14 protein-coding genes are annotated in these 13,078 nt (G+C 68.1%); 2 read left to right on the forward strand and 12 right to left on the reverse strand.

The window, feature by feature from the left end:
* Positions 1-39 precede the first annotated feature (39 nt).
* The 8 genes from ACFQ7F_RS41700 to ACFQ7F_RS41735 form a co-directional block, all read right to left on the reverse strand.
* Positions 40-1,269: an alginate lyase family protein gene (locus tag ACFQ7F_RS41700; RefSeq protein WP_383283314.1), complete on the reverse strand. Its 1,230-nt coding sequence runs from the start codon at positions 1,267-1,269 to the stop codon at positions 40-42.
* A gap of 198 nt (positions 1,270-1,467) precedes the next feature.
* A complete protein-coding gene (locus ACFQ7F_RS41705) occupies positions 1,468-2,139 on the reverse strand; it encodes a potassium-transporting ATPase subunit C (RefSeq protein ID WP_383283317.1) in 672 nt (223 codons plus the stop codon).
* 25 nt (positions 2,140-2,164) lie between these two features.
* Entirely contained in the window at positions 2,165-4,342 is a 2,178-nt protein-coding gene (gene kdpB / locus ACFQ7F_RS41710; RefSeq protein ID WP_383283320.1) for a potassium-transporting ATPase subunit KdpB, read from the reverse strand.
* The gene (gene kdpA / locus ACFQ7F_RS41715; protein ID WP_383283323.1) at positions 4,339-6,003 is read right to left on the reverse strand and encodes a potassium-transporting ATPase subunit KdpA; all 1,665 of its coding nucleotides are present in this window, start codon (positions 6,001-6,003) and stop codon (positions 4,339-4,341) included. The genes kdpB and kdpA overlap by 4 nt, the downstream gene beginning before the upstream one ends.
* Positions 6,004-6,010: 7 nt before the next feature.
* Positions 6,011-6,100: a K(+)-transporting ATPase subunit F gene (gene kdpF, locus ACFQ7F_RS41720; RefSeq protein ID WP_033264828.1), complete on the reverse strand. Its 90-nt coding sequence runs from the start codon at positions 6,098-6,100 to the stop codon at positions 6,011-6,013.
* A gap of 346 nt (positions 6,101-6,446) precedes the next feature.
* Complete coding sequence (locus ACFQ7F_RS41725) at positions 6,447-7,223, reverse strand: DUF3710 domain-containing protein (RefSeq protein ID WP_383283327.1); 777 nt, start codon at positions 7,221-7,223, stop codon at positions 6,447-6,449.
* Position 7,224: 1 nt separating this feature from the next.
* Positions 7,225-7,779: a dUTP diphosphatase gene (gene dut / locus ACFQ7F_RS41730; protein ID WP_383283329.1), complete on the reverse strand. Its 555-nt coding sequence runs from the start codon at positions 7,777-7,779 to the stop codon at positions 7,225-7,227.
* On the reverse strand, positions 7,776-8,360 hold the full coding sequence (locus ACFQ7F_RS41735) for a PaaI family thioesterase (protein ID WP_383283332.1): 585 nt from the start codon (positions 8,358-8,360) through the stop codon (positions 7,776-7,778). The genes dut and ACFQ7F_RS41735 overlap by 4 nt, the downstream gene beginning before the upstream one ends.
* A 58-nt stretch (positions 8,361-8,418) precedes the next feature.
* Between ACFQ7F_RS41735 and ACFQ7F_RS41740 the strand changes: the two genes are divergently transcribed.
* A complete protein-coding gene (locus ACFQ7F_RS41740; RefSeq protein WP_383283335.1) occupies positions 8,419-8,865 on the forward strand; it encodes a DUF3093 domain-containing protein in 447 nt (148 codons plus the stop codon).
* An 85-nt stretch (positions 8,866-8,950) separates the two neighbouring features.
* Here ACFQ7F_RS41740 and ACFQ7F_RS41745 read toward each other — a convergent pair whose 3' ends face one another.
* The 4 genes from ACFQ7F_RS41745 to ACFQ7F_RS41760 form a co-directional block, all read right to left on the reverse strand.
* The gene (locus tag ACFQ7F_RS41745; protein WP_383283337.1) at positions 8,951-9,880 is read right to left on the reverse strand and encodes a hypothetical protein; all 930 of its coding nucleotides are present in this window, start codon (positions 9,878-9,880) and stop codon (positions 8,951-8,953) included.
* A gap of 13 nt (positions 9,881-9,893) precedes the next feature.
* On the reverse strand, positions 9,894-10,190 hold the full coding sequence (locus ACFQ7F_RS41750) for a DUF4193 domain-containing protein (RefSeq protein WP_055563079.1): 297 nt from the start codon (positions 10,188-10,190) through the stop codon (positions 9,894-9,896).
* Positions 10,191-10,582: 392 nt separating this feature from the next.
* Complete coding sequence (locus ACFQ7F_RS41755; protein ID WP_383283341.1) at positions 10,583-11,815, reverse strand: sensor histidine kinase; 1,233 nt, start codon at positions 11,813-11,815, stop codon at positions 10,583-10,585.
* Positions 11,816-11,821: 6 nt separating this feature from the next.
* Positions 11,822-12,475 carry a response regulator transcription factor gene (locus ACFQ7F_RS41760; RefSeq protein WP_135331070.1) on the reverse strand — a complete coding sequence of 218 codons (654 nt, stop codon included), beginning with the start codon at positions 12,473-12,475 and terminating at the stop codon, positions 11,822-11,824.
* Between the two features lie 308 nt (positions 12,476-12,783).
* On the opposite strand from ACFQ7F_RS41760, the gene ACFQ7F_RS41765 reads away from it, so the two are divergent.
* Complete coding sequence (locus ACFQ7F_RS41765) at positions 12,784-12,957, forward strand: hypothetical protein (RefSeq protein WP_351173867.1); 174 nt, start codon at positions 12,784-12,786, stop codon at positions 12,955-12,957.
* The last annotated feature ends 121 nt before the right edge of the window (positions 12,958-13,078 follow it).

The following is a 13,078-nucleotide window of genomic DNA, read 5'->3' on the forward strand; positions in this document are numbered from 1 at the left end:
GCGTGGTCGCACCGCGCGCACGGCCCGACGGGGTCGTGATCAGCTCGGGTTGTCCGCGTGGGTCAGGGTCTCCCAGGCGACGAACAGATTGTTCGAGCCCGCCGGACGGTTCTGCTCGGTGAGCTTCTGGGTGTTGCTCATGGCGTGGCCGAGGCGGTTGTGGAGGGCGTTGTAGCCGACCTCGGTAATGGGACCGAGGCCCCGGTGGACCGAGCCGCCGCAGAGCGAGCTCGGCGGCGCCTCACCCAGCTCGTACTTGGCCTGGAAGCCGAGGCCCTGGCGCAGCCGCTCGCCGACGTCCGTCTTGTAGAGGTCATCGCCCTGGATGCGGCTGGTCTCGGCGACGTGGGAGATCGCGGAGAGCCCGTATCCGGTGTGGGTGAAGTCGCGGCACGTCTCCTGGGTGAGCCCGGTGGTGAAGGTGCCCTGTCCCTGCCAGTACTTGACGATCTTCGCGCGGGTGTCCAGGTTCTGGCTCGGCACGGTCTTGGGCAGGTCGCCGTCGGACGCGAGATAGACGTACGCGGCGGTGCGCGTACGGAACTTCGCCATCGCCTTGTCGTACGACCCCTTGTCCTCGATGAAGACGGAGATGCCGATGGCTGCCTCCATCATCGACAGCTCCCAGTTGCCGTTGGAGTTGGAGCCGTTGATGATCTCGGGCAGGTAGACGGTGCGCAGCATCGTCGCGAAACGGCCGGAGTTGCCCCAGCTGCCGGTGTACGTGTGCTTGATGATCTCGGCGGCCCTGGGCCAGGAAGAGCCCGCCCAGCCGGTCTGCAGCGGGGCGTTGCTGTTGGTGTGGTCCTTGATGGTGGCGGACCAGACGTCCATCAGCTCGATGGACTTCTTCGCGTAGCGCTCGTCACGGGTGATGTACCAGGCGAGCGCCGTGGTGTACGCGGCTGTCGCGTCCTCGCGCTCGTCGGTGCAGCCGTAGTTGGGGTCCGAGTAGGAGCCGCACTCGACGACCGCGCGTGGCTTGGGCGTGCGCGACAGGGAGGCGTACTTGCTCCCCATCATCTGGTCGTAGGCGCTCTTCCAGGGCTGGGCCCCGGCGTTGACCTTCTCCCTGGTGAAGTCCAACTGGCCGCGGGATACGGCGACTCCGGGGTGGGCGAAGGTGCTGGGCGCCGCGTCGGCGCGCTCGGCGCCGGGCCAGGCGAGGAGGGCGGCGACCAGTGCGGTCACCGTGGTGGCGAGGGTCGCGAGGACTGTTCTGCGGGATCTGCGGTGGTGGCGCACGGGCGGTGTGGGGGTGTCAGCCATGCGAGGGCCATCCATTCTCGTATGTGAACTCCATGTACCTTTCTGAACACGCGTGTTGGGCCGAGAGAGTAGGTACGGACCAGGCTTCCGTCAAGGCGTGAAGTAATAAGTCCTGTACGGGCGGACGCGACAGTGGCCCGCTGTGCTCCGGTCGGCAGGACCGGAGCACGGCGGGCCACAAAGGGTGTTCGGACAGGATCAGCCCTTGTCGGCGACGAGCTCCTTCAGCGCGATGTTGAGCTGGAGGACGTTGACGCGGGGCTCGCCCACGAAGCCGAGGATCCGCCCGTCGATGTGCTCGTCGACCAGCTTCTCGACCTTGTTCACGCCGAGGCCGTTCTTCTCGGCCACCCGGTGGGCCTGCAGCTCCGCGTACTGCGGGGAGATGTGCGGGTCCAGACCCGACCCGGAGGAGGTGACGGCCTCGGCCGGCACGTCCGATGCCTTGACCTTGAAGTCGGCCGTGGAGTTGTCCTTGACCACGGCGGCCTTGGCGGCCCTGACGCTCGCGATCAGGTCCTTGCTGTCACCGGCGAGGTTCGTCGCACCCGACAGAATCAGCTTGTACTGAGTGTTCACGCTGTTCTCGCCCAGACCGTTGGACGGCCGAGGCTGGAACCACTTCAGGTCGGGCGCGGCCGTCTCCTGGCCCTTCTTCAGCGGCAGGTTGTACGTCTGCCCGATCAGCTCGGAGCCGACGACCTTGCCCTCGCTCCTGACCTCGGAGCCGTTGGCCTTGTCGTTGAACAGGGCCTGGGCGATCCCGGTGACGGCCAGCGGATAGATGACACCGCAGATCACGGTGAGCACGAGCAGGGCACGCAGCCCGGCCCCCAGCAACCGCGCCGTGCTTCCAACGGAGTTGTTCATGACGGGTCAGCACGCTTTCAGGAAATTAGAGACCGGGGATGAGGGAGATGATCAGGTCGATGATCTTGATGCCGATGAACGGGGCGATGAGACCGCCGAGCCCGTAGACGCCGAGGTTGCGCCGCAGCATCTTGTCCGCGCTCATCGGCCGGTACCGCACGCCCTTCAGGGCCAGCGGCACCAGGGCGATGATGATCAGCGCGTTGAAGATGACGGCCGACAGGATCGCCGACTCCGGAGACGACAGGTCCATGATGTTGAGCTTGTCGAGGCCCGGATAGACCACGGCGAACATGGCGGGGATGATCGCGAAGTACTTCGCGACGTCGTTGGCGATCGAGAAGGTCGTCAACGCACCCCGGGTGATCAGGAGTTGCTTGCCGATCTCGACGATCTCGATGAGCTTGGTGGGGTTGGAGTCCAGGTCCACCATGTTCCCGGCCTCCTTGGCGGCCGAGGTCCCGGTGTTCATGGCCACACCCACGTCCGCCTGAGCAAGGGCGGGCGCGTCGTTCGTGCCGTCACCGGTCATCGCGACGAGCTTGCCGCCGGCCTGCTCCCGCTTGATCAGCGCCATCTTGTCCTCGGGCGTGGCCTCGGCGAGGAAGTCGTCCACGCCCGCCTCATCCGCGATCGCCTTGGCGGTCAGCGGGTTGTCACCCGTGATCATGACGGTCTTGATGCCCATGCGGCGCAGCTCGTCGAACCGCTCCCGCATGCCCTCCTTGACGACGTCCTTGAGATGGATGACGCCCAGGACGCGCGCCCCCTTGTCGTCCTCGGCGGCGACAAGCAGCGGTGTGCCACCGGCCTGCGAGATGGCGTCGGTCAGGCCCTGGGCGTCGTCGGAGACGAAGCCGCCGTTCTCGGTGACCCAGGCGACGACCGAACCGGCCGCGCCCTTGCGGACCTTGCGCCCGGCACCGTCCTGCCCGGTCCCGTCCTGGACGAGGTCGACACCCGACATCCGCGTCTGCGCCGTGAAGGCGACCCACTCGGCCCCCTCCAACTCACCCTGGTGACGCTCGCGAAGCCCGTACTTCTCCTTCGCCAGTACGACGATGGAGCGGCCCTCGGGCGTCTCGTCGGCCAGCGAAGAGAGCTGGGCGGCGTCCGCGAGCTCGGCCTCGGTCGTCCCGCGCACCGGCACGAACTCGGCGGCCTGCCGGTTGCCGAGCGTGATGGTGCCCGTCTTGTCGAGCAGCAGCGTCGAGACGTCACCGGCGGCCTCGACCGCCCGCCCGGACATGGCGAGTACGTTGCGCTGGACCAGGCGGTCCATGCCCGCGATGCCGATCGCGGAGAGCAGTGCACCGATGGTCGTCGGAATCAGGCACACCAGGAGCGCGGCAAGCACGATCATGGACTGCTCGGCACCGGCGTACACGGCGAACGGCTGGAGCGTGACGACCGCGAGCAGGAAGACGATGGTGAGGGACGCGAGGAGGATGTTCAGCGCGATCTCATTGGGTGTCTTCTGCCGGGCAGCACCCTCGACCAGGTTGATCATGCGGTCGATGAAGGTCTCGCCCGGCTTCGTCGTGATCTTGATGACGATGCGGTCGGAGAGGACCTTCGTACCGCCGGTCACGGCGGACCTGTCACCGCCCGACTCCCGGATGACCGGGGCCGATTCACCGGTGATCGCCGATTCGTCGACGCTCGCCACTCCCTCGACGACGTCACCGTCGCCGGGGATCACGTCGCCCGCCTCACAGACGACCAGGTCGCCGATGCGCAGTTCGGTACCGGGCACCTGCTCCTCGGCCGTGCCGCTGAGGCGGCGCGCGACCGTGTCGGTCTTGGCCTTGCGCAGGGTGTCCGCCTGCGCCTTGCCGCGGCCCTCGGCCACCGCCTCCGCCAGGTTGGCGAAGATCGTGGTCAGCCAGAGCCAGACGGCGATCGCCCAGCCGAACCAGTCCCCCGGGTCCTTGACCGCGAGGACAGTGGTGACCACCGAGCCGACGAGCACCACGAACATCACGGGAGACTTGACCATCACCCGCGGATCGAGCTTGCGCACCGCGTCCGGGAAGGACTTCAGGAGCTGCTGGGGGTCGAACAGACCCCCGCCGACACGGCCGGCGTCCTTGGCGTCCTTGGCGTCCTTGTGCCCGCCGGGCACATCCTGGTGCGGCGCACGGGAGGGAGTAGCGGTGGACATGGAGCCGGGCTCCTCTGGCTTCTTTGTGTCGGTGGTCATGACGCGAGCCCCTCTGCCAGCGGCCCCAGGGCCAGCGCGGGAAAGTAGGTCAGACCGGTGATGATCATGATGGTGCCGACCAGCAGGCCGGTGAACAGCGGCTTCTCGGTGCGCAGCGTGCCCGCCGTCGCCGGGATCGGCTTCTGCTCCGCGAGCGAACCCGCGAGGGCCAGGACGAACACCATCGGCAGGAACCGGCCGAGCAGCATCGCGAGACCGATCGTGGTGTTGAACCAGTTCGTGTCGGCGCTCAGACCCGCGAACGCCGAACCGTTGTTGTTGGCGCCCGACGTGTAGGCGTAGAGGATCTCGGAGAAGCCGTGCGCCCCGGTGTTGAGCATCGAGTCCTTGGGCGTGGGCAGCGCCATCGACACCGCCGTGAAGCCGAGCACCAGGGCTGGGGTGATGAGGATGTAGCAGGCCGCCAGCTTGATCTCGCGGGTGCCGATCTTCTTGCCGAGGTACTCCGGTGTGCGGCCCACCATCAGTCCCGCGATGAACACCGCGATGATGGCCATGATCAACATGCCGTAGAGGCCCGACCCCGTACCACCGGGCGCGATCTCCCCCAACTGCATGCCGAGGAGGTTGATTCCGCCGCCGAAGCCTGTGTTGGAGGAGTGGAAGGAGTTGACGGCGCCCGTCGAGGTCAGCGTCGTGGCGACCGAGAAGATCGCCGAGCCGCCGATCCCGAACCGCGTCTCCTTGCCCTCCATCGCACCGCCGGCGACGTCGAAGGCGGGAGCCCCGTGGTGGAACTCCGTCCACATCATCAGTGCGGTGAACCCGACCCAGATGGTGACCATCGTGGCGAGAATCGCGTACCCCTGCCTGAGGGAGCCGACCATCCGCCCGAAGGTCCTCGTGATCGCGAACGGGATCACCAGGATGAGGAAGACCTCGAAGAGGTTGGAGAACCCGTTCGGATTCTCGAAGGGGTGGGCGGAGTTGGCGTTGAAGTAGCCGCCTCCGTTGGTGCCCAGCTCCTTGATGACCTCCTGCGAGGCCACCGCCCCGCCGTTCCACTCCTGGCTGCCTCCCAGGAACTGGCCGACCCCGTGAATGCCGGAGAAGTTCTGGATCGCGCCACAGGCGACCAGAACGATCGCGCCGAGCACCGAGATCGGGATCAGGATGCGGACCGTGCCGCGCACCAGATCCGACCAGAAGTTCCCCAACTCGCCGGTACGGGAGCGGGCGAAGCCCCGCACCAGGGCCACCGCGACGGCGATGCCCACGGCCGCGGAGACGAAGTTCTGCACCGCGAGGCCGCCGGTCTGCACGACGTGGCCCATGGCCTGCTCGCCGTAGTACGACTGCCAGTTGGTGTTCGCCACGAACGACGCGGCGGTGTTGAAGGCCTGATCGGGATCGATCGACTTGAAGCCGAGCGACCCGGGCAGCGAGCCCTGGAGCCGCTGCAGCAGATACAGGAACAGCACGCTCACGGCGGAGAAGGCGAGCACCCCGCGCAGATAGGCGGGCCAGCGCATCTCGGCGTTCGGATTGGCGCCGATGCCCTTGTAGATCCACTTCTCCACCCGCAGATGCTTCTCGGAGGAGTAGACCTTGGCCATGTAGTCGCCCAGCGGACGGTATGCCAGGGCCAGCGCCACCATCAGCGCCAGGAACTGGAGCACACCAGCAAGAACAGGACTCATTTCGTACTCAGAACCTCTCCGGGAACACGAGAGCGAGGACGAGATAGCCCAGCAGGGCGACGGCCACTACGAGACCGACGATGTTCTCGGCAGTCACAGCTTCGCCACCCCCTTGGCGATGAACGCCACCAGCGCGAATACCGCGATCGTGGTGACGACGAAGGCCACGTCGGCCATCGTGTGCTCCTAGATGAGATGCGAGTGATCTGACGTCTTGAGCAAACCCCTTCCGTGGCTGAATTCGACCGCCGTTGACGGCTCCCATACGTCCGGCGGCACTCCATTGACGACTCTCTTACGTCTTCCGCGCGTCTTCCGGTGCGATCCCCCCTCCCACCTGCAAAAACGCCGATGGGCCGCACTCCCATCAGGGAGTACGGCCCATCGGCCTGCAACTCGTGGTCAGGTCACCCGGGGGCGCCTGCGCACGTCTCCAGGAGCGCCTAGCGCACCTCGGTGATCTCAGGGCCCCGCTGGAGCTGGCCCATGCCGCCCGAGAAGCGCGAGCCCTCCTGCTGCTCCTGCTGGACGCCACCCTCGGCGACCATCTGGGCGTCGTCCGGGAGCTTCAGGACGATCGGGTCGCGGGGCGCCATCGGGCCCTCGCCGCGCACGATGACGGTGTCCCTGAAGATCTGTTCGAGGAGTCCCGCGGCCTGCGGCTGCACCGCGCCCTGGCCGGAGATGACCCCACGCAGGAACCACCGCGGACCGTCGACACCGATGAAGCGCACGACCTGCACCCCGCCCGTGCCGTCCGGCAGCTGCACCGGAACCTGCGCGCGCAGCTCCCAGCCGAGAGGGCCCTCGACCTCGTCGATGACACCGCCCTGCTGGGTGATGCCCGAGGCGATCTCCTCGCGGACCTCGCCCCAGATGCCCTGCTTCTTGGGGGCGGCGAAGCCCTGGAGCTGGATGGCGCTGTCCTGGAGCACGACGGTAGCCGCGACGATCGCGTCACCCGCGACCTCCACCCGCAGCTCCATGCCCTCGACACCCGGTACGAAGAGGCCACCCAGGTCCACCCGGCCCTCGCCGGGCTCGCGGACCTCGGAGGCGTCCCAGGGGCCGTCGGGGCGGGGCTCGGGCTCGAGCCTCACGCGCGACGGCACCGCGGCGGCCGTGTCATCAGTGTCAGCACCGTCGGGTTCCCCGACGACCTGCTCGGCCTCGCCCGCCGCGTCCTCGGCGGCACTGTCCTTCTTGCGACGTCCGAACACGTCACTGTCCTTCCCGGTCAGATACGACCGATGCGTATCGATTCCCACCCGTTTGTTCACCCGAGCCGACGCCCACGGCGGCATGGCCACCGGTGGACCCGAAGCCCCCCTCGGCCCGCGCCGAGTCGGGAAGCTCCGCCACCTCACGGAAGCGCACCTTCTCGACCTGCTGGACGACCAGTTGGGCGATCCGGTCGAAGCGCTCGAACCGCACGCTCTCGCGCGGGTCGAGATTCACCACGATCACCTTGATCTCCCCACGGTACCCGGCATCCACCGTCCCTGGGGCATTCACCAGGGCGACACCGCAGCGGGCGGCAAGACCGGAACGCGGGTGTACGAAGGCCGCGTACCCCTCGGGCAGCGCGATAGACACGCCGGTGGGCAGGACAACCCGCTCACCCGGGGCGAGTTCGCACGCTTCGGTGGTCCGCAGATCCGCTCCGGCGTCACCGGGCTGCGCGTACGACGGCAGCGGCACCTCGGAGTCGACGCGACGGATCTGGACGTCGAGCTCCGCACGGGATGCTGCGGCTACTGGGGGCGCGGGGGTCACGGGTTCACCTCGAAGGCACGTGCGCGGCGGTTCTGGTCAGGGTCGTCCATGGCGGCCCGGATCTCCTCCGAGCGGCCGTTCTCGATGAAGTGGTCGACCTTGACCTCGATGAAGAGGGCCTCGGCACGGACGGCGACGGGCCCGTCGGGGCCGCCGATCCGCCCGGTGGCCCGGGAGTAGATCTTGCGCCCGGAGACGGCGGTCACCTCGGCCTCGAGGAAGAGCACGGTGCCGAGCGGCACGGGCCGTGCGAAGTCGGTCTCGAGCCGACCGGTCACGGCGATCACCCGCAGCAGCCAGTTCAGCGAGCCGAGCGTCTCGTCGAGCGCCGTGGCGAGCACTCCGCCGTGGGCGAGGCCCGGAGCGCCCTGGTGGGCCTCACGGACGGTGAACTCGGCGGTGACGCCCACACCTTCACCGGCACGGGTCGCGAGGTGCAGCCCGTGGGCCTGCCCTTCGCCGCAGCCGAAGCAGTGCTCGTAATGGGCTCCGATGAGCTCGCCGGGGGCGGGCGCGTCGGGGTGGCGGACGGGCGCTATGGCGTCGGCCGGGGGCGTCAGAGCTGCTGAAGTACCACTCACAGCCGCAGACCTTACCCGCGAGTCCGGCAACGGAGCTCATCGTGCCAAGCTTGCCTCCATGCAGCCTTACGAAGAACGCCTGACGGCGCCCCGCTCCTGGTGGCTTGTCTCGCTCCTGGTCGGCGTCGCGATGGCGCTGATCATGCTCCCCTTCGGCACCCTGCCGCTGCTCGGCGGCCTGGTCGCCGGGACGGCGGTCGCCGCGGTCGTCACCAGTTCGTACGGCTCCCCCCGGATCCGCGTGGTGGCGGACTCGCTCGTCGTGGGAGACGCGAAGATCCCGGTCTCCGCCCTGGGCGAGGCCGAGGTGCTCGACGCGGAAGAGGCACGCGCCTGGCGCGGCCCGAAGGCCGACCCGCGCGCCTTCATGCTGCTGCGCGCCTACATCCCGACGGCGCTGCGCGTCGAGATCACGGACCCGCAGGACCCGACCCCGTACGTGTACGTGTCGACGCGGCATCCCGAGGAGCTCGCGGCGGCGCTCACGGCGGTACGGGCTTCTTAGAGAGCTGCTTCTCAGAGACCTGGGTGCTCAGAGACCTGGGTGCTCAGCGACCCGCTGATTGAGGACCTGCTGCGGGGCCGCGGCGTCAGGCCCCCAGCTCCTCGGGCGGCGCGTCGGGACCCAGCGGGTCCAGAGGCTTCACGGGCTGCTCAAGGGGCGGCAACTCAAGGAGGGCGCCCCAGGACACCTGCGACCTCCGCAGGTCCGCACGGACCCGCTCAGCGAGCTTCTTGGTGTCCCGGCGGTTCATCACCGCCCCGACCGCGGCGCCGACCATGAAGGGCATCAGGTTCGGGAGGTTCCGCACCATGCGCTTCATGATCTGCTGGCGCAGCTCGCGCTTCATCTGGCCGCCGAGCGCCGCGTTGATCGACGCGGGTTTCACCACGTCGATGCCGCGCTCCTCGGTCCACGCGGTGAGGTAGGCGGTGCTGCGCTCCTTGAGATTGCCCGGCGGGCGCCGGCCATAGACCTCGTGGAGTTCGGCGATCATCTTCAGCTCGATGGCCGCGACGCCGGTGATCTCGGCGGCCAGCTCCGCGGGCATCGCGGGCGGCACGGGCATCATCACGGCGACGCCGATTCCGGCCCCGACCGTCGAGGTCCCGTTGGCGGCGCCGGAGATGATTTTGTCCGCGAGCTGCTCGGGGTCCAGGCCCGGGAACTGCTTGCGGAGAGTGTCCAGGTCGCGGATCGGGACCCGCGGGGCACTCTCGATGATCCGGTCGGCGAGATAGCCGATGCCGGCTTTGGCGCCGCGTCCGCTCGCGCGTACGCCCGCCTTGACTCCGTCCGTGACGGCGGCAACGCGGCCCTTGGACCCCTTGGTCCTGGACGCCTTGTCGGCCGCCGTCCCGTCGTGTGCCACCTCCAGGGCGTTCGCCGGTCCGAGCGAGGCTGTTCCTGTGGGGGAAGAGCCCCGCTCGTCGTCACGTACGCCGTCGGGGGCGACGCTTTCTGTGTCCGCTCCACGCTTGCGGAAGCGGCGCTTCCTAGGCGGGGTCGAGCCTGTCACGGCCGACCCTGCCCTAGTCGCAGTCGCGGCAGATCGGCTGGCCGTTCTTCTCCTTGGCCAGCTGGCTGCGGTGGTGCACCAGGAAGCAGCTCATGCAGGTGAACTCGTCCTGCTGCTTCGGGAGCACCCGAACGGCGAGCTCCTCGTTCGAAAGGTCCGCGCCGGGCAGCTCAAGGCCTTCTGCGGCCTCGAACTCGTCGACGTCTACGGCCGAAGTCGACTTGTCGTTCCGCCGCGCCTTGAGTTCCTCGATGCTGTCCTCGTTGACGTCATCGTCGGTCTTACGTGGGGTGTCGTAGTCCGTTGCCATGTCGCTCTCCCCCTCTGGGTGTCTGCGGTGTCTCAGCGCACGTAACGCGTGAGAGGCCGGACTTGTGCCCGACCTGAGGCGGAGATTTTGCCTCACATCAAGGTCTGTTACTCAATCGACACCCAACCGCACCCCTGCAGAGGTGATCGGTTTGGATGGCGATCGGGACCGTACACGGTCCCGATGTCGCACTTCACAGGCGCCACCCCGTGTACTTCCCGTGATCAAGACCCCTGAAAACCCGGATTTTCCCGGCTTTCCGACGACTTTCACGATCACGGAGAGTAGATGGCCGAAAATTCGCCCATGTGATCGATCGCACACGGAACCCCCAGGACCACGTCCCGAAAATTCCGCGCAAAGCGAACACGGAGCAAGTCCGCGGCAGCATCTCAGAGAGGAAGGGTGACTCGCATCACGAGCCCTCCCCCCTCGCGCGGCTCCGCGATGATACGGCCCCCGTGGGCCCGCGCCACCGATCGGGCGATCGACAGGCCGAGTCCGACGCCCTTGTCGCTGCCCGTGCGCTCGGTCCGCAGCCGCCGGAACGGCTCGAAGAGGTTGTCGATCTCGTACGCGGGCACCACGGGGCCCGTGTTGGCCACCACAAGGACCGCCTGGCCGTGCTGGGCCTCCGTGGTGACCTCGACCCACCCCTCGTCCGGCACGTTGTACCTGACGGCGTTCTGGACGAGGTTCAGGGCGATCCGCTCCAGGAGGACGCCGTTGCCCTGGACGACGGCCGTGCCCCGCTGCCCACGGATCTCCACGCCCTTCGCGTCGGCCTCGGACCGCACCTGATCGACGGCGCGGTCGGCGACCTCGGCGAAGTCGACCGGCTTGCGCTCCACGATCTGGTTGTCGCTGCGGGCGAGCAGCAGCAGGCCCTCCACGAGCTGCTCACTGCGTTCGTTCGTGGCCAGGAGCGTCTTGCCGAGCTGATGGAGCTCGGGTGGCGCCCCCGGGTCGGAGAGGTGCACCTCGAGCAGCGTGCGATTGATCGCGAGCGGTGTGCGCAGCTCGTGGGAGGCGTTACCGACGAAGCGCTGCTGGGCGGTGAAGGCCCGCTCCAGACGGTCGAGCATCTCGTCGAAGGTGTCCGAGAGCTCCTTCAACTCGTCGTCGGGACCGTCCAGTTCGATGCGCCGGGACAGGTCCGTGCCGGCCACCCTGCGCGCGGTGCGCGTGATGCGGCCGAGCGGCGAGAGAACGCGGCCCGCCATCGCGTAACCGAAGGCGAAAGCGATCACCGCGAGCCCGAGCAGGGCGAGCAGCGAGCGGCTCAGGAGGTTGTCCAGGGCGTTCTGGCGCTGTTCGTTGACGCACGCGTTCATGGCGTTGTTGAGCTCACCGGCCGACGGCGAACTCGGGAGGTTGCAGCTGTCGCTCGCCACCTGACCGGAGACGATCTTGAACGGCAGCTCGGTGCCCACGTTCAGGGCCTGCGCGGCGAGCAGATAGATGATCGAGAGCAGCAGGATGCCCGCGATCAGGAACATGCCGCCGTAGAGCAGAGTCAGGCGTATACGGATGGTGGGGCGCAGCCACGGGAAGGGCGGTTCGGCCTTCCGGGGGTCCCAGGTGGGTTTCGGAGGCGCGGCGGGTGGCGCCGGGGTCGCGGCCACCGGGGGTCAGATCCGGTAGCCGGAGCCGGGCACCGTCACGATGACGGCGGGCTCACCGAGTTTCCTGCGCAGGGTCATGACGGTCACCCGGACCACGTTCGTGAACGGGTCGGTGTTCTCGTCCCAGGCCTTCTCGAGCAGCTGCTCGGCGGAGACCACGGCGCCCTCGCTGCGCAGCAGCACTTCGAGGACCGCGAACTCCTTGGGGGCGAGCTGGATCTCCTTGCCGTCGCGGAAGATCTCGCGGCGGTTCGGGTCGAGCTTGATCCCGGCGCGCTCCAGGACGGGCGGCAGCGGCACACTCGTACGCCGCCCGAGGGCACGCACGCGTGCCGTGAGCTCGCTGAACGCGAAGGGCTTGGGGAGATAGTCGTCGGCGCCGATCTCCAGGCCCTCGACACGGTCGCTGACGTCGCCCGACGCGGTGAGCATCAGGACGCGGGTCGGCATACCGAGCTCGACGATCTTGCGGCAGACGTCGTCCCCGTGCACGAGCGGGAGGTCCCGGTCGAGCACAACAACGTCATAGTCGTTCACGCCGATACGTTCCAGAGCGGCCGCTCCGTCGTACACGACGTCGACGGCCATGGCCTCCCGGCGTAGTCCGGTGGCCACCGCATCGGCGAGCAGCTGCTCGTCCTCGACGACGAGTACGCGCACGGCGCTGTCCTTCCTCTGTGCCCCTGAGGGCAGGTCTGTTCCTGGGCTGTGGCCTCCATCCTGCCCCTTTCGGTCATAAACCGGCTGTAAGGCGGTGCCCTGGCCGGGGAATGCGGGATTTCCTCCGACGGTTGAGGTTTCCGTGGAAGAGAGCCCGGGGAAGACGACCTCACACCCCGCGATCACGCTTTGTATGTGGCGCGCCACAACCCGCTTTCTCCAGGGCGGGCGGCGAAGACGTGATCGCCCCTTCCTTGAGGGCACACCCCCGTGCCATCGACCCACGACCCAGCCGAGGGGGCGCAACCATGGACGCTTTCACCGCAGGACTGCTGCAGCGCATAAAAGCCACGGAGTCCGACCTCACGAAGGCCCGTGAGACGGGCGACGACTTCCTTGCCGAGGTCGAGCAGGCCGAGCTCGAAGATCTCCACCGACTGGCCGCCGAGCATGGGGTGGAGGTCGGCGTGCTGCACGCCTGATCCATTCGTACGCAGAAGGGCCCCCGCCACCCCGGACCACAAGACCGGGGCCATATTCGGTGGCAGGGCGCGCAGCGAAAGGAGACCGAACCCCCGTCCGAACTGGCCCGCGCCCGGCACC

Source organism: Streptomyces sp. NPDC056486, from assembly GCF_042795295.1.
Taxonomy (GTDB): Bacteria; Actinomycetota; Actinomycetes; order Streptomycetales; family Streptomycetaceae; genus Streptomyces.

Bases quoted from the DNA above. Each gene is read 5' to 3' on its own strand.
- ACFQ7F_RS41700 (WP_383283314.1), bottom strand. From the start codon at position 1,269: ATGGCTGACACCCCCACACCGCCCGTGCGCCACCACCGCAGATCCCGC.
- ACFQ7F_RS41705 (WP_383283317.1), bottom strand. From the start codon at position 2,139: ATGAACAACTCCGTTGGAAGCACGGCGCGGTTGCTGGGGGCCGGGCTG.
- kdpB (WP_383283320.1), bottom strand. From the start codon at position 4,342: ATGACCACCGACACAAAGAAGCCAGAGGAGCCCGGCTCCATGTCCACC.
- kdpA (WP_383283323.1), bottom strand. From the start codon at position 6,003: ATGAGTCCTGTTCTTGCTGGTGTGCTCCAGTTCCTGGCGCTGATGGTG.
- ACFQ7F_RS41740 (WP_383283335.1), top strand. From the start codon at position 8,419: ATGCAGCCTTACGAAGAACGCCTGACGGCGCCCCGCTCCTGGTGGCTT.
- ACFQ7F_RS41750 (WP_055563079.1), bottom strand. From the start codon at position 10,190: ATGGCAACGGACTACGACACCCCACGTAAGACCGACGATGACGTCAAC.
- ACFQ7F_RS41765 (WP_351173867.1), top strand. From the start codon at position 12,784: ATGGACGCTTTCACCGCAGGACTGCTGCAGCGCATAAAAGCCACGGAG.